17 protein-coding genes are annotated in these 18,407 nt (G+C 67.6%); 7 read left to right on the top strand and 10 right to left on the bottom strand.

Features of this window, described 5'->3' with window-relative positions:
- Positions 1-9: 9 nt before the first annotated feature.
- The 10 genes from KVS69_RS10565 to KVS69_RS10520 all read right to left on the bottom strand — a co-directional run bounded on the left by KVS69_RS10565 (position 10) and on the right by KVS69_RS10520 (position 11,043).
- Complete coding sequence (locus KVS69_RS10565) at positions 10-522, bottom strand: CS1 type fimbrial major subunit (RefSeq protein WP_217538012.1); 513 nt, start codon at positions 520-522, stop codon at positions 10-12.
- Between the two features lie 604 nt (positions 523-1,126).
- A complete protein-coding gene (locus KVS69_RS10560) occupies positions 1,127-2,404 on the bottom strand; it encodes a citrate synthase (protein WP_184127167.1) in 1,278 nt (425 codons plus the stop codon).
- A gap of 324 nt (positions 2,405-2,728) precedes the next feature.
- Positions 2,729-2,995: a type B 50S ribosomal protein L31 gene (locus KVS69_RS10555; protein WP_093533653.1), complete on the bottom strand. Its 267-nt coding sequence runs from the start codon at positions 2,993-2,995 to the stop codon at positions 2,729-2,731.
- A 113-nt stretch (positions 2,996-3,108) separates the two neighbouring features.
- Positions 3,109-4,047, bottom strand: coding sequence for a nucleoside hydrolase (locus KVS69_RS10550; protein WP_093533652.1), 939 nt, complete (start codon positions 4,045-4,047; stop codon positions 3,109-3,111).
- 193 nt (positions 4,048-4,240) lie between these two features.
- On the bottom strand, positions 4,241-6,352 hold the full coding sequence (gene recG / locus KVS69_RS10545) for an ATP-dependent DNA helicase RecG (protein ID WP_217538011.1): 2,112 nt from the start codon (positions 6,350-6,352) through the stop codon (positions 4,241-4,243).
- Between the two features lie 7 nt (positions 6,353-6,359).
- A complete protein-coding gene (locus KVS69_RS10540) occupies positions 6,360-6,746 on the bottom strand; it encodes a RidA family protein (protein ID WP_217538010.1) in 387 nt (128 codons plus the stop codon).
- Positions 6,747-6,802: 56 nt separating this feature from the next.
- Positions 6,803-8,962 (bottom strand): bifunctional (p)ppGpp synthetase/guanosine-3',5'-bis(diphosphate) 3'-pyrophosphohydrolase, encoded by a 2,160-nt coding sequence (locus KVS69_RS10535; protein ID WP_068853883.1) that lies wholly within the window; start codon positions 8,960-8,962, stop codon positions 6,803-6,805.
- A gap of 147 nt (positions 8,963-9,109) precedes the next feature.
- Positions 9,110-9,409, bottom strand: a complete 300-nt coding sequence (gene rpoZ, locus KVS69_RS10530; RefSeq protein WP_068853884.1) for a DNA-directed RNA polymerase subunit omega — start codon at positions 9,407-9,409, stop codon at positions 9,110-9,112.
- A gap of 111 nt (positions 9,410-9,520) precedes the next feature.
- Positions 9,521-10,186 carry a guanylate kinase gene (gmk, locus tag KVS69_RS10525; RefSeq protein ID WP_093533650.1) on the bottom strand — a complete coding sequence of 222 codons (666 nt, stop codon included), beginning with the start codon at positions 10,184-10,186 and terminating at the stop codon, positions 9,521-9,523.
- Positions 10,183-11,043: a YicC/YloC family endoribonuclease gene (locus KVS69_RS10520; protein ID WP_184127156.1), complete on the bottom strand. Its 861-nt coding sequence runs from the start codon at positions 11,041-11,043 to the stop codon at positions 10,183-10,185. Before KVS69_RS10520 ends, gmk begins: the two co-directional genes overlap by 4 nt.
- A 120-nt stretch (positions 11,044-11,163) precedes the next feature.
- Here KVS69_RS10520 and rph point away from each other — a divergent pair, with 120 nt between their 5' ends.
- The 7 genes from rph (at position 11,164) to pepQ (ending at position 18,375) form a co-directional block, all read left to right on the top strand.
- On the top strand, positions 11,164-11,892 hold the full coding sequence (rph, locus tag KVS69_RS10515; protein WP_217538009.1) for a ribonuclease PH: 729 nt from the start codon (positions 11,164-11,166) through the stop codon (positions 11,890-11,892).
- Positions 11,889-12,278, top strand: a complete 390-nt coding sequence (locus tag KVS69_RS10510; protein ID WP_217538008.1) for a VOC family protein — start codon at positions 11,889-11,891, stop codon at positions 12,276-12,278. The genes rph and KVS69_RS10510 overlap by 4 nt, the downstream gene beginning before the upstream one ends.
- On the top strand, positions 12,275-12,868 hold the full coding sequence (gene rdgB, locus KVS69_RS10505) for an RdgB/HAM1 family non-canonical purine NTP pyrophosphatase (protein WP_068853889.1): 594 nt from the start codon (positions 12,275-12,277) through the stop codon (positions 12,866-12,868). Before KVS69_RS10510 ends, rdgB begins: the two co-directional genes overlap by 4 nt.
- Before the next feature lie 13 nt (positions 12,869-12,881).
- Positions 12,882-14,087: a radical SAM family heme chaperone HemW gene (hemW, locus tag KVS69_RS10500; protein WP_217538007.1), complete on the top strand. Its 1,206-nt coding sequence runs from the start codon at positions 12,882-12,884 to the stop codon at positions 14,085-14,087.
- 82 nt (positions 14,088-14,169) lie between these two features.
- On the top strand, positions 14,170-16,623 hold the full coding sequence (locus KVS69_RS10495; RefSeq protein ID WP_217538006.1) for a DUF1631 domain-containing protein: 2,454 nt from the start codon (positions 14,170-14,172) through the stop codon (positions 16,621-16,623).
- Positions 16,620-16,967 carry a PilZ domain-containing protein gene (locus KVS69_RS10490; protein ID WP_068853891.1) on the top strand — a complete coding sequence of 116 codons (348 nt, stop codon included), beginning with the start codon at positions 16,620-16,622 and terminating at the stop codon, positions 16,965-16,967. Before KVS69_RS10495 ends, KVS69_RS10490 begins: the two co-directional genes overlap by 4 nt.
- Before the next feature lie 82 nt (positions 16,968-17,049).
- Positions 17,050-18,375, top strand: coding sequence for a Xaa-Pro dipeptidase (gene pepQ / locus KVS69_RS10485; protein WP_217538005.1), 1,326 nt, complete (start codon positions 17,050-17,052; stop codon positions 18,373-18,375).
- The last annotated feature ends 32 nt before the right edge of the window (positions 18,376-18,407 follow it).

The raw sequence follows: 18,407 nt of genomic DNA, 5'->3' as shown, positions 1-18,407 counted from the left end.
CGCAATGGCTTAGAGGCTGCTGGCCTTCTGCACCAGGACCAGGCTGACCGGGCCGTCGTAGAGGCCGGCGGCGGTGATGGGGCCGGGCGTGGCCTGGGCCACGGTCAGCGGCATTTCGATGGAGGCACCGGGAATCGCGCCCTGGAACAGCTGGTCTGCGGTGAACGCGATCGGGGCCAGGCCAAGCTCGCGGCCGTTGAGGGTAACCGAGAGCGGGATGTCGACCGCACCGGCAGCGGTCACCTTGGGCATCAGCACGGCCGGTTCGGCCAGGCGCACATCGACATCCAGGCTGGTGTCGTTGGAGAACACGCGCACGCGTTCGCTCCAGCTGCTCAGTCCCTGCCCGGCGCGGTACGGCATCTCGACGTCAGCGGGAAGCGCGCTGCCATCGGCCCGGAGCAGCGACAGGGTCGGGTCGACGTTCGCCCAGACGGTTATGTGCGCTTCAACGGCGTGGGCGGACAGTGCGGCGGTAAAGATCGCCAGGCCCAACGCGGCCTGCTTCAGGGTGCGGTACATGTGGTTCTCTCCCATGATTGAAAAACGCCTCGTTCGAGGCGATCACCCACGCTGCGCTGTGCAGTGTCGGCGACACGATCACGTTAGTTCTGTGCGCGACGTCTCCCCACGCAACCATTCTTAAACCCGCCACGCACGCGCACGTTCTGCGACAGCGCGCGCGAACCGGAAGCAACGCAAGCATTCCGACCCGCGCGCGTGCGCATGTGGCGCGTTGCTGCCTTATGCTCGCCGCGGCACGGCGTGGTGTTGCCGGAAGCTGAAAGCGAAAGGCGCAACGCTGAAGTCAGAGCTAAGGCCAAAGCTGTCGTTTGCACGATGCTGCGTGCAGGGCCGGCGACGTGATTTTTGCTTTTCCCGTGGTCACCGGCCGACTGTCAGAGGGTCGGCGGGGGTGGGGGTACGGGGGCTTTGCGAAACATGGATGTTTCGCAAGAGCCTCCAGGGATGGATTCACGGCGCCCCCCGTACCCCCACCACCGCCGGCCCTGCGCGCAGCATCCTGCACACGACGGCTGTTGCTTGAAAGCTCCTGCTTGAACGCTGTTGAACCCAAAAAAAAACGCCCCCTTGCGGAGGCGTCTTTTCACGCACTACGGGCTGATCAGCCCTGGTAGTCACGCACGTCGCTACCGGTGTAGACCTGGCGCGGGCGGCCGATCTTCATTTCCGGGTCGACCTGCTGTTCGAGCCAGTGCGCGACCCAGCCGGAGGTGCGGCCCAGGGCGAACATGACAGTGAACATTTCGGTCGGGATCTGCAGCGCCTTGTAGATGATGCCGCTATAGAAATCGACGTTCGGGTACAGCTTGCGGGCAACGAAGTAGTCGTCCTGCAGCGCGGCCTGTTCCAGCTTCACGGCAACGTCCAGCAGCGGATCCTGCACGCCAAGCTGCTTGAGCACCTTGCCGGTCATCTCGCCGATGACCTTCGCACGCGGGTCGAAGTTCTTGTACACGCGGTGGCCGAAGCCCATCAGGCGGAAGCCCGAGGTCTTGTCCTTGGCCTTGAGCACGGCCGATTCAACGTTGTCCGCCGAACCGATTTCTTCCAGCATCTTCAGCACGGCTTCGTTGGCACCGCCGTGGGCCGGACCCCACAGCGCGGTGACGCCAGCGGCGACCGACGCATACGGGTTGGCACCGGTCGAACCGACCAGGCGCACCGTCGAGGTGGAGGCGTTCTGCTCGTGGTCGGCATGCAGGATGAAGAGCAGGTCCAGCGCCTTGACCACGTCCGGGTTCAGCTCGTACTGGCCATCGGCCGACTCGAAGGTCTGCTTCAGGAAGCGGCTGACGTAATCCAGCGAGGTGTCCGGCGTGTTGGCCGGCAGGCCCTTGCCGTGGCGGTAGATCAGCGCCGACAGGGTCGGCACCTTGGCGATCAGGCGGACGGCGGACTGGCGGCGCTGTTCGGCGTCGGACAGGTCCAGCGCGGCGTGGTACTTCGCCGACAGCTGCGCGATGGCAGCGGTCAGGATGGCCATCGGGTGGGCATCCTTGTCGAAGCTGGCGATCAGGGCATTGATCGAGGCATCGACGTTGGCTTCGGCAGCCAGCTCATCGGTGAAGGCCTTCAGCTGCTCGGCGCTCGGACGCTCGCCGTTGATCAGCAGGTAAGCCACTTCGACGTAGCTGGACTTTTCCGACAGCTGCTCGATGGGGTAGCCGCGATACAGCAGCACGCCCTTGTCACCGTCGATGTAGGTGATGGCGGACTTGCAGCTGGCGGTGGCGGTGAAGCCGGAGTCGTAGGTGAAGAGACCGGTTTCCTTGGTCAGCTTCGAAATATCGACGCAATCGTTGCCGAGCGTGGGTTTGATGACAGGCAGAACAACCGACTTGTCGCCGGCATTCAGCGTGACCTGATCAAGATCGGACACTGTGTGCGCTCCTCAAGGGGAAGGCGCCCACCCAAGCGCGTGGGGCAGGCACGTGAAAGTAAGTCCACAGCCTGTGCTGTGGATCACGTCATTATCGCACAGCAACATTTGCCACGCCCTAGGACGGAAGTCGTAGACGCACACCCCGCTCGCCCTTGCCGCACAAGCACCGGCAAGCGCCAGGCGGGCTGGAATGGACACTGCGTTCCGCGCGGCGGGGGAATTTATGAACCGTCGTTCATCCGCCAGCAGGCTTTGCCGCAGGCATAAAAAAACAACGGCCGCCGAGGCGACCGTTGTTTGCGTGCAGCAGCTTCGAAACGCTTATTCGGCAGCAGCAGCCGCAGCCGGCTTGCCGAAACGCTTCTGGAACTTGTCGATACGGCCGCTGGTGTCGATCACCTTGTGCTTGCCCGTGTAGAACGGGTGCGAAGCAGAGGAGATTTCGATCTTGACGAGCGGGTACTCGTTGCCGTCTTCCCACTTCACGGTTTCTTTCGTCGCCATGGTGGAACGGGTCAGGATCTTGAAATCGGAGGTAACGTCCTGAAACACGACGTCACGGTAGTTCGGATGGATATCGTCCTTCATGGGGCACACACCGTAAATAAGGTCAGGGAAACGCAAGAGCGGCATTATAGCCGGGGCCGCCCCCTAGGGCAACCCATGGCCATGTTCCGCGTGAAGATACCGCCACTGCGGCGTCAGGCGACGCCGAGCGCACTCCGGACCTGGGCTTCAAAGCGCCCCTGGTCGTAGGCCATCAACAGCTCGGTGTTGTCCGGCTGCCCCGTCTGGCGGTTCCAGTCGACAATGGTAGCACCCCGGCTGTGGGTCCCGGCCAGTTCGATGTTCAGCGGGCGCGATTCGACCCGCAGCGCGCCTTCCGGCTGCAGCGCCCAGGCCATGGCCAGGGCGTCGGCGGCGAACCAGCGCTCGCCGCGGCTGTCTTCGGACCACAGGCGGGTCTGGCGCGAGATCAGCTCGTAGAAGCGCGCCTTGTCGCTGTCGAAGGCCAGCCACTGCTCGACATCCTTGTGCAGCAGGCCGTGGGCGACGGTGGCTTCCCAGTCGGCCACTTCGATGTGCGGGAAGCCGGTGAACACCACGTGCGCCGCTTCGGGATCGAAGGCGATGTTGAACTCGGCCGCCGGGGTGATGTTGCCGTGGCAGGTGACCGCCCCGCCCATGACCAGGAAGCGCTTCACGCGCTGCGGCAGGGTCGGGTCGAGCTTGAGCGCCAGGGCCAGGTTGGTCAGCGGGCCGAGGGCGACCAGGAACAGCTCACCGGCGTACTCATGGGACAGGCGCAGGATGGCCAGCGCGGCGTGTTCGGCTTCGGCCTGGCGCTTGGCGGCCGGCAGGTTGACGTCGCCGAAGCCGTCGGCGCCATGAACGTGGGCCGCATCCACCGACGGGTGCACCAGCGGTTCGGGGGTACCGGCGAACACCGGCACGTCTTCACGCCCGGCCACTTCACACAGTTTCAGCGCATTGCGGACCGTGTGGTCCAGGCCGACATTGCCGGCGGCAATGGTGAGGCCGACCACGTCATGGCGTTCGTCGGCAAAGGCCATCAACAGGGCCAGGGCGTCATCGACACCCGGATCGGTGTCGATCAACAGCGGAATCTTCTTGGTCATGCGTGCCGTCTTGGTAAGCGGCAAGGGACTTTCGCACCCCGGGATGACAAATACAAGGCGCGGGTCGGGGCCGCCTGGGCCGGCCAACGGCCGGCGCTACGAATTGTTACGGGCCCATTGGGATCTGGATCAATCGACCGTCGGGATCATTCGATCGGTAGCGCCGGCCGTTGGCCGGCCCAGACCATGCCGACTACGCCGAGGCGTATCTCACCGCGTTGCCAATCCACCGCTCGACCACCCTATCGGCCACCGTCGGCGCCTCCACCATCAACCGCTCAGCCAGCGCATGCACGCCCGGCAGCAGATCCGCGTCGCGGGCCAGGTCGGCCATGCGGAAGCCGGCCAGGCCGGTCTGGCGGGTACCCAGCAGCTCACCCGGACCGCGCAGTTCCAGGTCCTTTTCGGCGATCACGAAGCCATCGTTGGTCTGCCGCATGGTTTCCAGGCGCTCGCGTGCCATCGCCGACAGCCGCGCCTGGTACAGCAGCACGCAGCGCGACACCGCCGAACCACGCCCGACCCGTCCGCGCAGCTGGTGCAGCTGTGCCAGGCCAAGGCGTTCGGCGTTCTCGATCACCATCAACGAAGCATTGGGCACGTCCACGCCGACTTCGATCACGGTGGTGGCCACCAGCAGGTCGATCTGCCCGGCCTTGAACGCGACCATGGTGGCCAGCTTCTCGCTGGCCTTCAGCCGGCCATGCACCAGCCCCACCCGCACGCCCGGCAGCAACGCCTGCAGCGACTCGAACGTGGCCTGCGCGGGGGTGGCATCCAGCTCGTCGTTCTCTTCGATCAGGGTGCACACCCAGTACACCTGGCGGCCTTCGCGGCAGGCCAGCGCGATGCGCTCGATCAGTTCGGGGCGCCGATCATTGTTTAATGCCACGGTCTGCACCGGGGTGCGCCCGGGCGGTAGTTCGTCGATCGCCGACACGTCCAGGTCGGCGTATTCGGACATTGCCAGCGTGCGCGGAATCGGCGTGGCGGTCATCACCAGCTGGTGCGGCACGCTGTGCCCGCCCGGTCCCTTGTCGCGCAGCGCAAGCCGCTGGTGCACGCCGAACCGGTGCTGCTCGTCGACGATGGCCAGCGCCAGGTCGTGGAACACCACCGATTCCTGCATCAGCGCATGGGTGCCCACCACCACCTGGGCCTGCCCGTTGGCGACCTGTTCGAGCACCTTCGCGCGCGCCTTGCCGGTGACCTTGCCGGCCAGCCAGGCGACCTGCACGCCCAGCGGTTCCAGCCAGCCGCGCAGGTTGGTGAGGTGCTGTTCGGCCAGCAGTTCGGTGGGGGCAGCCAGCGCGACCTGCTTGCCCTGCTCCACCGCCAGCATGGCCGCCAGCGCGGCCACCACGGTCTTGCCCGAGCCGACATCGCCCTGCACCAGCCGCAGCATCGGGCGCGGCTGGGCCAGGTCCTCGCGGATCTGGGTGAACACGCGTTTCTGCGCGGCGGTCAGGGCAAAGGGCAGTTGCTTGAGCAGGGCCTTGGCCAGTTTTCCCGGGCCGGCAAGCGGTGGCGCATGGTGCGCCTGCAGGGCAATGCGTTGGCGGCGCAGGCTCAGGTGGTGGGCCAGCAGCTCTTCCAGCGCCAGCCGGCGCTGCGCGGGATGCGTGCCCGCGGCGAGCGCGGCCAGGTTGGCGTCGGGTGGCGGGCGGTGCACGGTCAGCAAGGCACTGCGCAGCGAGGGCAACGCCAGGCCATCGAGCCAGCCCGTCGGCAGCAGTTCCAGGCTGGATTCTTCGGGCAGGCGGTCCAGCGCCTGGCCGATCAGGCGGCGCAGCGTGGCCGGGCCGATGCCTTCCACCGTGGGGTAGACCGGGTCCAGGCTGTCGCCCAGCGCCGGGTCATCGGTACGGCCGAGCACCTGATAGCTCGGGTGGACGATTTCCAGCCCCAGCTGGCCCGGCTTGGGCGTGCCGAAGCAGCGCAGGCGGGTGCCCACGGAGAACTGGGCCACCTGCTGCTGGCGGAAGTGGAAGAAGCGCAGCACCAGGGTGCCCTGCCCTTCGTCTTCCACTGCCACTTTCAGGGTCGGGCGGAAGCGCATGCCGCGGTCCACCGCGACCACGCGGACTTCCACCTGCGCCGGCACGCCGTTGCGCAGGTCCTGGATGCGGGTCAGCGCGGTGCGGTCTTCATACCGCAGCGGCAGGTGCAGCCACAGGTCCTGCAGCGAGGACAGGCCGCGCGCCGCCAACTTGGCGGCCACGGCCGGACCCACGCCGGCAAGCACCGCCAGCGAAGCTTCGCCGGACGGCGCCAGCGCCGGGGTGACCGCCGGTCTGCGTGCCACGTGGCGGTCAGTCGATGACCATCACCGCATCAACCTCGAAGTTGGCGCCCTTGGGCAGGCCGGACACTTCGATGGTGGAGCGGGCCGGGAACGGCGCCTGGAAGTAGTCCTGCATGACCGCGTTGACCTTGGCGAATTCGGCCAGGTCGGTCAGGTACAGGCCCAGGCGGACCACCTTGTCCAGCGAGCCGCCGGCGGCTTCGGCCACGGCCTTGAGGTTGTCGAAGGCGCGGCGGGCCTGCGCTTCGACATTGCCGGCACCGACGATGTCGCCGGTGGCCGGGTCCAGCGGAATCTGGCCGGAGAAGTACACGGTGTTGCCGGCACGCACGGCCTGCGAATACGGACCGATCGCGGCCGGTGCGTTTTCGGTGTTGATGATCTGGCGGGACATGGGGTGCCTCGTTATGTCGAACAATGGTGGGCCATTGTATCGGTTTCGATCATTGCCTATTGCCTGCGCACCGACTGCACGACCGACAAGCGCCGCAGCCGGCGCATGACTTCGGCCAGGTGGTTGCGGTCGCGGACCTGGATGTTGAACGCCAGCACGGCGGCGTTGAAGTCGCGGTCCAGGTAGTCCACCCGTTCGATGTTGGAATGGCTCTGCGCGATCGCCGCGGCCAGCTGGGCCAGCACGCCGGTGCCGTTCTCCACTTCCACCACCAGCGCAGTGTCGTAATCGCCGGAGACGGTGGTGTCCCAGCCGATCGGCACCCAGCGCTCGGGCGACTTGCGTAGTTCGGCCAGGTTCGGGCAGTCCAGGCGGTGCACCACGATGCCCTTGCCGGCGGTGTGGTAGCCCATGATTTCGTCGCCGGGAATCGGCTGGCAGCAGTTGGCGAAGCTGACCACGCCGCGTTCGCTGCCGTTGATCAGGATCTTTTCCTGCGAGTGCTTGGAATGCGCGCCGCCGCGCAGTTCGGCGTAGGCCATCAGTGCCTGCGCGGCCTGGTTGGGCATCCAGTTGCCCAGCGCCACTTCGGCCAGCAGGGCTTCCAGGCGCGGGTAGCGGTGTTCGGCAAGGAACGCATCCAGGCGCCCCTTGGGCAGGCGTTCGAGCGAGCTGTCCATCGCCTCCAGCGCGCGGTCCAGCATGCGGTGGCCCAGCTGCACGGCATCTTCGTGTTCGAGCTGCTTGAGCTGGTGGCGGATCGCGGTGCGCGCCTTGGAGCTGACCACGAATTCGAGCCACTGCGGCTTGGGCGTGGCCGAGCGCGCGGTGATGACTTCCACGGTCTGCCCACTGACCAGCTTGGTGCGCAGCGGCACCAGTTTCTTGTCCACGCGCGAGGCCACCGCCATGTTGCCCACGTCGGTGTGCACCGCATAGGCGAAGTCCAGCGCGGTGGAGTTGCGCGGCAGGGCCAGGATCTTGCCCTTGGGCGTGAACAGGTAGACCTCGTCCGGGAACAGGTCGACCTTGACGTTGTCGAGGAATTCGAGCGACGAACCGGCGGCGCGCTGCGAATCGATCAGTTCCACGATCCAGGCGTGCGCACGGCTCTGCGCGCTGTTGGGGGTGTCGCCACCGAACTTGTAGGTCCAGTGCGCGGCCACGCCGCGCTCGGCGATCAGGTCCATTTCCTCGGTGCGGATCTGCACTTCGATCGGCGAGCCGTACGGGCCGAACAGCACCGTGTGCAGCGACTGGTAGCCGTTGGCCTTGGGAATGGCGATGAAATCGCGGAAGCGCCCATCCAGCGGCTTGAAGGTGGCATGCACCGAGCCCAGCGCGTGGTAACAGTTGGGCACGCTGCGCACGACCAGGCGGAAGCCGAACACGTCCATGACCTGGTCGAAGGATTTGTTCTCGTCGCGCATCTTGTTGTAGATGCTCCACGGGGTCTTGATCCGGCTGACCAGGCGGTGTTCAAGCCCTTCCTTGGCCAGCCGCTGCGACAGCTGCACTTCCACCTGTGCCATTGCCTCGCGGCGTACCACCGGCTGGCTGCGGATGTGCTTTTCCAGGATCGCGTGGCGCCACGGGTACAGCGCCTTGAAGCCCAGGTTCTGCAGCTCGCTCTTGACCAGGCTCATGCCCAGCCGCTGCGCGATCGGGGCGTAGATCTCCAGGGTCTCGCGCGCGATGCGGCCACGCGCCTCGGTGCTCTGCGCGCCCAGCGTGCGCATGTTGTGCAGTCGGTCGGCCAGCTTGATCATGATCACGCGCAGGTCGCGCGACATCGCCAGCAGCATCTTGCGGAAGCTTTCGGCGGCCGCTTCCTGGCGGTCGCGGAACTTCAGCTTGTCCAGCTTGGTCACCCCATCGACCAGCTCGGCCACGGCTTCGCCGAATTCGGCGGCCAGTTCTTCGCGGGTCAGCGGGGTGTCTTCGATGGTGTCGTGCAGGATCGCGGCGATCAGCGCTTCCACGTCCAGGCCCAGCTCGGCCAGTACCTGCGCCACCGCCACCGGATGGGTGATGTACGGCTCGCCCGATTTGCGGGTCTGCCCGGCATGCGCGGAGGCCCCTACCTCCCAGGCGCGACGCAGCAGCGGCAGCTGCTCGGGCGGCAGGTAATGGGCTGCGCGTTCAAGCTGGAGGACATAGTCGGGTACGGCCGCGCCGGGAGACGTGGCGACCTTGGCAGAGGGGCCTGGGTTCATGGCTGGAAGACTATTCCAGCGACGGGATAACGGCAAACTATTGCGTGAGCGCGGTGGGTCACGACCGTTGGTCGTGACGCATCGCTCAAAAGCAGACAGCCCGCACATGGCGGGCTGTCTGTTGCAACAACGGATGATCGGATGGGATCAGTCGTCGTTCTTGGACATGTCTTCGTCGGCGACGACTTCGGCAGCGGCCCATTCCAGTGCTTCACGCTCGGCACGCTCGCGCTCGGCCTTCTCGACTTCGTCGATCAGGGCGTTGTCGATCTTGCGGGCGGCAATTTCGCGCAGCGCCAGCACGGTCGGCTTGTCTTCGGTTTCGCTGTTGTCCAGGGTGGCCTGGACACCGTTGGCCAGCTGACGGGCGCGCTTGGACGCCATCATGACCAGCTCGAAACGGTTATCGACGACTTCCAGGCAATCTTCTACGGTGATGCGGGCCATGCGGGCTCCCGGCAGCCGGCAGGGGCTGCTCATCGAATGAGGGAAAGGGGACGGATTGTACCGGCCAGGGCTGGACAAAATCAAGCCGACCGGCTACCCGCCCCTTGTGAATCAGTCAGTTGCCGTTGCATCCTGGGTCAGCAGGGCCTGGATCAGGCCCGCGTGGCGGACCTTCTGGGACTCCCGGCGCAGGCGGCTGGCGGTGAAGATGGCGCACAGCTCGTCCACGGCGGTCTCGAACACTTCGTTGACGATGACGTAGTCGAAGTCGTTGAAATGCAGCATTTCCTCGCGGGCGGCGGCCAGGCGCTGGGCGATCACCGCCTCGCTGTCCTGCCCACGCTTGCGCATGCGGTCCTGCAGGGCCTGTTTCGACGGCGGCAGGATGAACACCGTGACCGTGCCGGGGACCAGCTGGCGGACCTGCTGGGCGCCCTGCCAGTCGATCTCCAGCAGCACGTCCTGGCCGGCCGACAACTGCGGCTCGACCGACTGGCGGGCGGTACCCTTCCAGTCCCCATGCACCCAGGCGTGTTCGAAGAAGTCGCCGGCGGCGATCATCCGCTCGAATTCGGGCGCACTGACAAAGTGATAGTGCTCGCCGTTCACTTCGCCCGGGCGCATCGCACGGGAGGTGAACGAGATCGACAGTGCGATCTGCGGGTCGCGCGCCAGGGTGGCGTTGACGATGCTGCTTTTACCGGCCCCGGACGGGGCGGCCACGATGTACAGCGTGCCGCGGGCCGGTTCCGGGCTCTGGAGGGGCTGGCTGCTCATTCGATGTTCTGCACCTGTTCGCGGATCTGGTCGATCAGCACCTTCAGCTCGACGGCGGCATTGGAGGTGCGGCTGTCCACCGACTTGGAGCCAAGCGTGTTGGCTTCGCGGTTGAACTCCTGCAGCAGGAAGTCCAGGCGGCGGCCGACCGGCTCGCGCTGCTTGAGCACGCGTCGGATCTCCACGATGTGGCTGCGCAGGCGGTCCAGCTCCTCGTCCACGTCCAGCTTCTGCAGCCACAGCACCAGTTCCTGCTCGGCGCGGCCAGGATCGACCGGGTGCGGCAGGTCGGCCAGCCGGGCCGACAGCTTGGCGCGCTGTCCATCGCGGATCAGCGGAATCAGGGTGGTGACCTCCGCGGCGATGCGCTCCACGCCATCGACGCGCTCCTGGATCGCCGTGGCCAGCTTGTCGCCTTCACGCTCGCGCGCGGCAACGAACCCATCCAGGCTCTCGTCGAGCAGGGCCAGCGCCTCGGCCTGCAGCGCGGCGGCATCGACGGCCTCGCCCTGCATCACGCCCGGCACCTGCAGCAGCTCGGTGAAGCTCACCTGCAGGCTGGGGAAGCCCGGCGCCAGCCGCGAGGCCAGCTCGCCGAGCTGGGCCAGCAGCGCATCGTTGACCACCAATGCCCCGGTGACCTCCGGCGCGCGCAGGCGCATGACCAGATCGATCTTGCCGCGGCTGCAGCGGTTGGCGACACGCTCCCGCAGTTGCGGTTCAAGCGCACGCAGCTCCTCGGGCAGGCGCACGCCCACCTCCAGGAACCGGTGGTTGACCGAGCGCAGCTCACAGGCCAGCGTGCCCCAGGGTGTGGCGCGCTCGCCGCCGGCATAGGCGGTCATGCTTCGAATCATGCGGGTTTCCGGTGCTCTCAAAGTGCAAATGGTACCCTAGCGGTTCCTTTGGAGCCTCCTCGCCTGCCGGTCCCCGGTCCGGGCGCGGTCCCGCATCCCTCGTCTTACCGGAAGCCATCCATGTCCGATCCCCGTCCCAGCGGCCGCCAGGCCGACCAGTTGCGCGAAGTGCGCATCGAACGCGGCTTCACCCGCCATGCCGAAGGCTCGGTGCTGGTCAGCTTCGGTGAAACCCGCGTGCTGTGCACCGCCAGCGTGGAAAACCGCGTGCCGGGCTTCCTGCGCGGCAAGGGCGAAGGCTGGGTCACGGCCGAATACGGCATGCTGCCGCGCTCCACCCACACCCGCAACGACCGCGAAGCGGCGCGCGGCAAGCAGGGCGGCCGCACCCTGGAAATCCAGCGCCTGATCGGCCGCACCCTGCGCGCCTGCATTGATCGGAGCGCACTGGGCGAACGCACCATCACCCTGGACTGCGACGTGCTGCAGGCCGATGGCGGCACCCGCACCGCCGCCATCACCGGTGCCTACGTGGCGCTGGTGGATGCGGTGAACTTCCTGATCAAGCGCGGCGACATCAAGCGCAACCCGATCTTCGGCGCCGTGGCTGCGGTGTCGGTCGGCATCTACCGCGGCACCCCGGTGCTGGACCTGGACTACGCCGAAGACAGCGACTGCGACACCGACATGAACGTGGTGATGAACGACGGCGGCGGCTTCATCGAGCTGCAGGGCACCGCCGAAGGCCACGCGTTCCGCCGCGATGAGCTGGACGCGCTGCTGGCTTTGGCCGAAAAGGGCATCACCGACCTGTTCGCGGCCCAGCAGGCCGCACTGGCGCAGCCGTGAGCCGGCGCCTCGCCCTGGTCACCCTGGTGGTGGCCGATTACGACGAGGCAATCGCCTGGTACACCGGCAAGCTCGGCTTCCATCTAATCGATGACATCGACCAGGGCAGCAAGCGCTGGGTGGTGGTCGGTCCTACCGACGGCGCCGCGGCGGCGCTGCTGCTGGCCCGCGCCAGCAATGAAGAGCAGCAGAGCCGGGTCGGCAACCAGACCGGTGGCCGGGTCGGATTCTTCCTCAACACCGACGATTTTTACCGCGACCATGCCGCGATGACCGCGCGCGGCGTGGAATTCCTCGAAGCCCCGCGCGAGGAGCCCTACGCCACGGTTGCGGTGTTCCGCGACCTGTACGGCAACACGTGGGACCTGCTGGAGCCCAAGCAATGAAACTGGTACTGGCCAGCGGCAACGCCGGCAAGCTGAAGGAACTGCAGGCCATGCTGGCCGGCCTGCCGCTGGAAATCGTCGCGCAGGGCGCGCTGGGCGTGAGCGATGTGCCGGAAACCGGCCTGACCTTCGTCGAGAACGCATTGATCAAGGCCCGCCATGCCTGCGCCAGCACCGGCCTGCCGGCGCTGGCCGACGATTCGGGCCTGATCGTGGATGCGCTGGACGGCGCGCCCGGTCTCTACAGCGCGCGTTATGCCGGCAGCCCGACCGATGACGCGGCCAACAACGCCAAGCTGCTGGACGCCATGCGCGATGTACCGGCCGAGCGCCGCACCGCGCGCTTCTACGCGGTGATCGTGCTGCTGCGCCACGCCAACGACCCGCAGCCGCTGATCTGCGAAGGCAGCTGGGAAGGCGAGATCCTGGACGAACTGCGCGGCAGCCACGGCTTCGGCTACAACCCGCTGTTCCTGGACACGGTGCTGGGCCAGACCGCCGCGGAAATGGCACCGGATGTAAAGAACGCGATGAGCCACCGCGGCAAGGCATTGCAGGTGTTGAAGCAGAAGCTGTCGGCGTTGATCTGAAATGATGGGCACCATGTCAGACCACGATTGTTTGCCGGGCGGGAACTGCGACCACGACCACGCGGTGTCGCTGGTACCGCCGCCGCTGTCGCTGTACGTGCACCTGCCGTGGTGCGTGCGCAAGTGCCCGTATTGCGATTTCAACTCGCACCAGGCCAAGGGCGAACTGCCGTTCGAGTCCTACATCGACGCGCTGATCCGCGACCTCGACCAGGACCTGCCGCTGGTCTGGGGCCGGGTGGTGAACAGCGTGTTCTTCGGCGGCGGCACGCCCAGCCTGTTCCCGCCGGAGGAGATCGACCGCTTCCTGCAGGCAGCTTCGGCACGGCTGCGCTTCGCCCCGAACCTGGAGGTGACCCTGGAAACCAACCCGGGCACGGCCGAGCACGGGCGCTTCGACCGCTACCGCGCGGCCGGGGTGAACCGGATCAGCTTCGGCATCCAGACCTTCAACGATGAGGCGCTGCAGCGGCTGGGCCGCATCCACGACAGCGGCGAAGCCGAGCGCGCGGTGAAGCTGGCCCAGGATGCCGGCTACGACAACTTCAACATCGACCTGATGTACGCGCTGCCGCAGCAGACCCTGGCCCAGGCCGAGCACGACCTGGAACGCGCGTTCGCGCTGCAGCCCACCCACCTGTCGCACTACCAGCTCACCCTGGAGCCGAACACGGTGTTCTTCGCGCGGCCGCCGCAGGGCATTCCCGACGATGATTCGGCCTGGGACATGCAGGAGCACTGCCAGCGCCTGCTGGCCGAGGCCGGCTATGCCCAGTACGAAGTGAGCGCGTACGCGCGCCCCGGGCGGCAGAGCCAGCACAACCTGAACTACTGGCGCTTCGGCGATTACCTGGGCATCGGTGCCGGCGCCCACGGCAAGATCAGCTCCGGCGCCGGGCAGCACGTGCTGCGTCGCTGGAAGCACAAGCACCCGCAGACGTTCATGGACACTGCCGGCACGGCCGCGTCGATCGGCGGCGACGAGGTGATCGGCGCCGACCGCCTGCCGTTCGAATACATGCTCAACCTGCTGCGGCTGCACGAGGGCTTCCGGTTCAAGGACTTCGAGTCGCGCACCGGGCTGGACCGGGCGAGCATCGCCGCGCCGCTGCAGACCGCCCTCGCCAACGGCTGGATGACGGTGCAGGGCGACCATGTGCAGCCGACCGAGCTGGGCCGGCGTTTCACCAACGACGTGGTGGAGTTGTTCCTGGGCTGAGGATGTCGGGAGATCCCTTCTGGCGGGGACCCCGGGAAAACGTTAGATTCTGTGCTCTCAGGGGAGCCGGAACCTACAACGGATGTCTGCGTCCGCACCTTCATCGTCATCCGATCCGACCCGGTTCGCCGGGGTCAATGCACCGCCACGCGTGCGCCGCCTGCTGGCGGCGCTGCACGCGCTGGCCGTGCAGACCCTGAGCACCCCGCTCAAGCTGACCATCGTGGAGCTGGAGCGCGAGCTGTTCCGCGACGCCGAACGCGCCCGCAACAGCCAGATCCAGGCCGACATCTACGCCCAGGCCCGGCGCCTGCACGACGTCAACGCGCAGTTCGCGCCGCGCTTCCTGGACGCGCTGGCCACGGCCCTGGCCAACCTGCGCGAACCGCGGGTGCGGCACGTGCCCGCCCCGAGCGCGCCGGTGGCGGCCACCACGCTGACCCTGGTCACCGACACCGATATCGACCGCGACATCGTGCTGGCCGACATCACCCGGCGCGAGGCGCAGCGCTCGGCCAGTGCGCTGCAGCTGCTGGGGCAGCGCTTCGGCGTGCTCGCCGCCGGCCCGGCGTTCGACGCCGAGGACCTGCCGTTCGGGCCCTACGTGCTGTGCCGGATCACCCGTGAGCTGGGCGAGGAATTCGCGCTGGGCCTGGAAACCCAGCTGGCGCTGTTCCGCGTGTTCGACCGCCAGCTGCTGGAACGCCTGGGCGAGCTGCTGGAACGCGCCAACGTGCTGCTGACCCATGAGGGCGTGCTGCCAGGGCTGGTCTACACCCCGTACCTGGCGCGCTCGGCCACCACGCGGCGGATCGTCACCGGCCCCGAGCGCGGGACCGGCGCGGCGCCCCCGCGCGAACCCGGCGGGGCGGGCGGACGCCCGCTCACCGGCTGGAGCGTTTCTGCCAGCAGCGGCAGCTGGGCGGCGATGACCAGCGAGGTGATCGGCCAGATGGCGCCGCCGGCGCCGGCCGTGGCCGCTGCAGCGCCCGCGGATGTCGCCCCGGTGGACATGAACGCCCCGGCGTTGTCGGCCCTGCACCACCTGCTGGACGCCGCCCGGCATACCCAGGGCCCGGCGGGTCTCGGCCATGGCATTCCATTGACGCCGGGCCAGCCCGGTACCGCCGCCGGCCCTGACACCGGTGGCGTGGAGGGAGCACAGGCCGCAACCGGGGCGTCGCATCCGGAAGCCGCGGGGGCAGGTGAGCGCCCGGAACCGGTCGCGATCTCCAGCGGCAACCTGCACGCCACATTGGCCAAGCTGCAGGCGCAGTCGGCCGGCGTGCGCCGCACCATGGCCGACCTGCACAACGCCCTGCTCGCCCAGATGCGCGCCGACCACGGCCCGCAGGCCGCGCTGACGGTCAAGGACACCGACACCTTCGACCTGCTGGACATGCTGTACGGGCAGATCCACCGCGAGGTCCGCCCCGACGCGGCCGCCGTGGACCTGCTCACCCGCCTGCAGGTACCGGTGGCGCGCGCGGCGCTGTCCGACCCGGCCTTCTTCGTGCGCGACCAGCACCCGGCCCGCGAGCTGCTCAACGCGGTGGCCGAAGCCGGCGCCAACTGGCTGGGCGAGGAGGATGTCGATCCGCAGCTGGTGCAGAAGCTGGACCGCGCCGTCGACAAGGTGGTCACCGACTACGAGGGCGATGCGGCGGTCTTCGAAGCGGCCAACGACGAGATCCAGCAGCACTTCCGGGCCCTGGCGCACAAGGCCGAGCTGGCCGAGCGCCGCCACGTGGAAGCGGCGCGCGGCAAGGAACGGCTGGAATCGGCCAAGCAGCAGGCCGGCGCCAGCATCGAACAGCTGTGCGCGCAGACCGCGCCGCCGCGGTTCGTGCAGTCGCTGCTGAAGCAGGCCTGGTCGGATGTGCTGACCCTGACCCTGCTGCGCAGCGGCGAAGGCTCCGAGCAATGGCAGGCGCGCGAGCAGGAAACCGCACGCATCGCCGAGGTCACCTGCCAACCACCCGGCAGCGCCGGGAGTGATACCCAGCTAGGCGAGCAGGTCGAAGCGGCACTGCTGCAGGTCGGCTACCACCAGGACGAAGCGGCGGCGATCGCGCGACGGCTGTCCACCCCGGGCGGTGAAGACGACAGCAGCTCACGCACCGAACTGACCGCGCGCATCCGTGCGCGCACCCGGCTGGGGGAGCAGGCCGAAGGCACCGAAGCCCGGCGCGAGGCGCCGCTGGCGCGCAGCCCTGCCGAGGAAGACTGTTACCGCCAGCTGCGCACGCTGCCGTTCGGCACCTGGTTCGAATTCACCACCAACCAGCAGGGCGACATGCGCCGCCAGCGGCTGTCCTGGTACAGCCTGATCACCGACAACGCGCTGTTCGTCAATCCGCGCGGGCAGAAGGTGGCCGAGCATTCGCTGGACAGCCTGGCCCGGCTGATGGTGCACGGGCAGGCGCGCCTGGTCAGCGAGGGCAAGAGCCGCCTGATCGACCGCGCCTGGCAGGCCACGCTGCGCACCCTGCGCTCGCTGGCCGGCACCCCGGCCACTGCAGAGACTGACGAATGAACGACGACACCCGCCGCGCGCCCCGCCGCCAGGTGGCCGAGCAGGTGCCGGTGACCGACACGATGGCCGAGGCGGTGATCGGCCGGCTGGGCAATGTGTCCGAAACCGGCATGCTGATGATCTGTTCGGTGCCATTGACGCCGGACGGCAACTACCAGTTCCGCTTCGCCATCCAGGGGCCGAACGGCCAACCGGTGCAGGTGGACGTGGGGGCGCACCTGCTGTGGATCGAACAGAGCAATGCGCCGGGCCAGTCCTGGGCGGGCTTCCGCTTCCTCACGCTGAGCCGCGAGCACCGCGACCAGCTGCGCGCCTGGATCGCCGAGGAATCTTCGGCGGTGTGAGTGCCGGTTCCGGCACAGCGCGGACGGGCTGATTGCGGCAGAATCAGGGGCTGCATTCCGCACTGCCCTGTGAGCTTCCGCGATGAACCAGCCCGACCTCGCCGCCCTGTATTCCCATCATGTCCGCGTGCTGTGCCAACGCGCCGACGAGGCGCTGGCGCGGGGCGGCTTCGACCACCTGGTGATTCCCAGTGGCACGCTGCACTACCAGGCCTTCGATGACCGCGATTACCCGTACGCGGTGAACCCGAACTTCAAGGCCTGGCTGCCGCTGACCAAGGTGCCCAACAGCTGGGTGGTATACACGCCGGGCCAGCGCCCGAAGGTGATCTTCCACCAGCCGTTCGATTACTGGCACGTGGTGCCTGATGCGCCGAACGGCTGGTGGGTGGAACACTTCGACATCGAGATCATCCGCACGCCGGACGAGGCGCTGGCGCTGCTGCCACGCGATGCGGCGCGCTGCGCGATCCTGGGCGAGCCGCAGAGCGCGCTGGGCGCGTTCACCCCGAACAACCCCGAGCCGGTGATCCACTACCTGGACTGGCACCGGGCGTACAAGACGGCGTATGAAATCGCGCTGATGCGCCAGGCCCAGCAGCTGGGCGTGCGCGGCCACCGCGCGGCCGAGGCGGCGTTCCGCGCCGGTGCCAGCGAGTTCGAGATTCACATGGCTTACTGCCGCGCGGTCGGCCAGGATGCGAACGAACTGCCCTACGGCAACATCATCGGGCTGAACGAACACGCCGCGGTGCTGCATTACACCGACCTGGGCCGCAGCGCGCCGCAGCCGCTGCGCAGCTTCCTGATCGACGCCGGCGCCAGCGCGTACGGCTACGCCAGCGATATCACGCGCACGTATGCGGCCGCCGGCCACGACGAGTTCCAGGCGATGATCGATGCGGTCGATGCGGCCCAGCAGAAAATGGGTGCCGGCGTGCGGGCGGGCGTGGATTACAAGCAGCTGCACATCGATGCGCATCTGTCGCTCATGGGCATCCTGAAGGACTTCGGGGTGCTGAAGGTCTCGCCGGAGGCGGCGCTGGCCACCGGCGTCAGCGCGGCCTTCTTCCCGCACGGCCTGGGCCACCTGATCGGCCTGCAGGTCCACGACGTGGCCGGCTTCGCGGCAAGCGACCGCGGCGGCCGCGTCGAGCGCCCGGAAGGCCACCCGTACCTGCGCCTGACCCGAGCATTGGAACCGGGCATGGTGGTCACCATCGAACCGGGCGTGTACTTCATCGACATGCTGCTGGACGAAGTGAAGCAGCGCGGCCACGGCGACAGCATCGACTGGGCTCGCGTGGATTTCTTCAGGCCTTACGGTGGCATCCGCGTTGAAGATGAAGTGCTGTGCACCGACGGCGATGCGGACAACCTGACCCGGCCGGAGTTTGCCAAGGCGTAACGTTGATCGACGCTTGCCCATGCAGCCGGGCT

The organism is Stenotrophomonas sp. GbtcB23, assembly GCF_019091045.1.
In the GTDB taxonomy this organism is placed as follows: domain Bacteria; phylum Pseudomonadota; class Gammaproteobacteria; order Xanthomonadales; family Xanthomonadaceae; genus Stenotrophomonas; species Stenotrophomonas rhizophila_A.
The sequence above is the reverse complement of the archived record's forward strand: the minus strand, read 5'-3'. Positions and strand labels throughout refer to the sequence as shown.

Excerpts from the sequence above, each read along its gene's own strand:
- KVS69_RS10565 (WP_217538012.1), bottom strand. The coding sequence starts at position 522 with ATGTACCGCACCCTGAAGCAGGCCGCGTTGGGCCTGGCGATCTTTACC.
- KVS69_RS10555 (WP_093533653.1), bottom strand. The coding sequence starts at position 2,995 with ATGAAGGACGATATCCATCCGAACTACCGTGACGTCGTGTTTCAGGAC.
- KVS69_RS10550 (WP_093533652.1), bottom strand. The coding sequence starts at position 4,047 with ATGACCAAGAAGATTCCGCTGTTGATCGACACCGATCCGGGTGTCGAT.
- KVS69_RS10540 (WP_217538010.1), bottom strand. The coding sequence starts at position 6,746 with ATGTCCCGCCAGATCATCAACACCGAAAACGCACCGGCCGCGATCGGT.
- KVS69_RS10535 (WP_068853883.1), bottom strand. The coding sequence starts at position 8,962 with ATGAACCCAGGCCCCTCTGCCAAGGTCGCCACGTCTCCCGGCGCGGCC.
- rpoZ (WP_068853884.1), bottom strand. The coding sequence starts at position 9,409 with ATGGCCCGCATCACCGTAGAAGATTGCCTGGAAGTCGTCGATAACCGT.
- gmk (WP_093533650.1), bottom strand. The coding sequence starts at position 10,186 with ATGAGCAGCCAGCCCCTCCAGAGCCCGGAACCGGCCCGCGGCACGCTG.
- KVS69_RS10520 (WP_184127156.1), bottom strand. The coding sequence starts at position 11,043 with ATGATTCGAAGCATGACCGCCTATGCCGGCGGCGAGCGCGCCACACCC.
- rph (WP_217538009.1), top strand. The coding sequence starts at position 11,164 with ATGTCCGATCCCCGTCCCAGCGGCCGCCAGGCCGACCAGTTGCGCGAA.
- rdgB (WP_068853889.1), top strand. The coding sequence starts at position 12,275 with ATGAAACTGGTACTGGCCAGCGGCAACGCCGGCAAGCTGAAGGAACTG.
- hemW (WP_217538007.1), top strand. The coding sequence starts at position 12,882 with ATGTCAGACCACGATTGTTTGCCGGGCGGGAACTGCGACCACGACCAC.
- KVS69_RS10495 (WP_217538006.1), top strand. The coding sequence starts at position 14,170 with ATGTCTGCGTCCGCACCTTCATCGTCATCCGATCCGACCCGGTTCGCC.
- KVS69_RS10490 (WP_068853891.1), top strand. The coding sequence starts at position 16,620 with ATGAACGACGACACCCGCCGCGCGCCCCGCCGCCAGGTGGCCGAGCAG.
- pepQ (WP_217538005.1), top strand. The coding sequence starts at position 17,050 with ATGAACCAGCCCGACCTCGCCGCCCTGTATTCCCATCATGTCCGCGTG.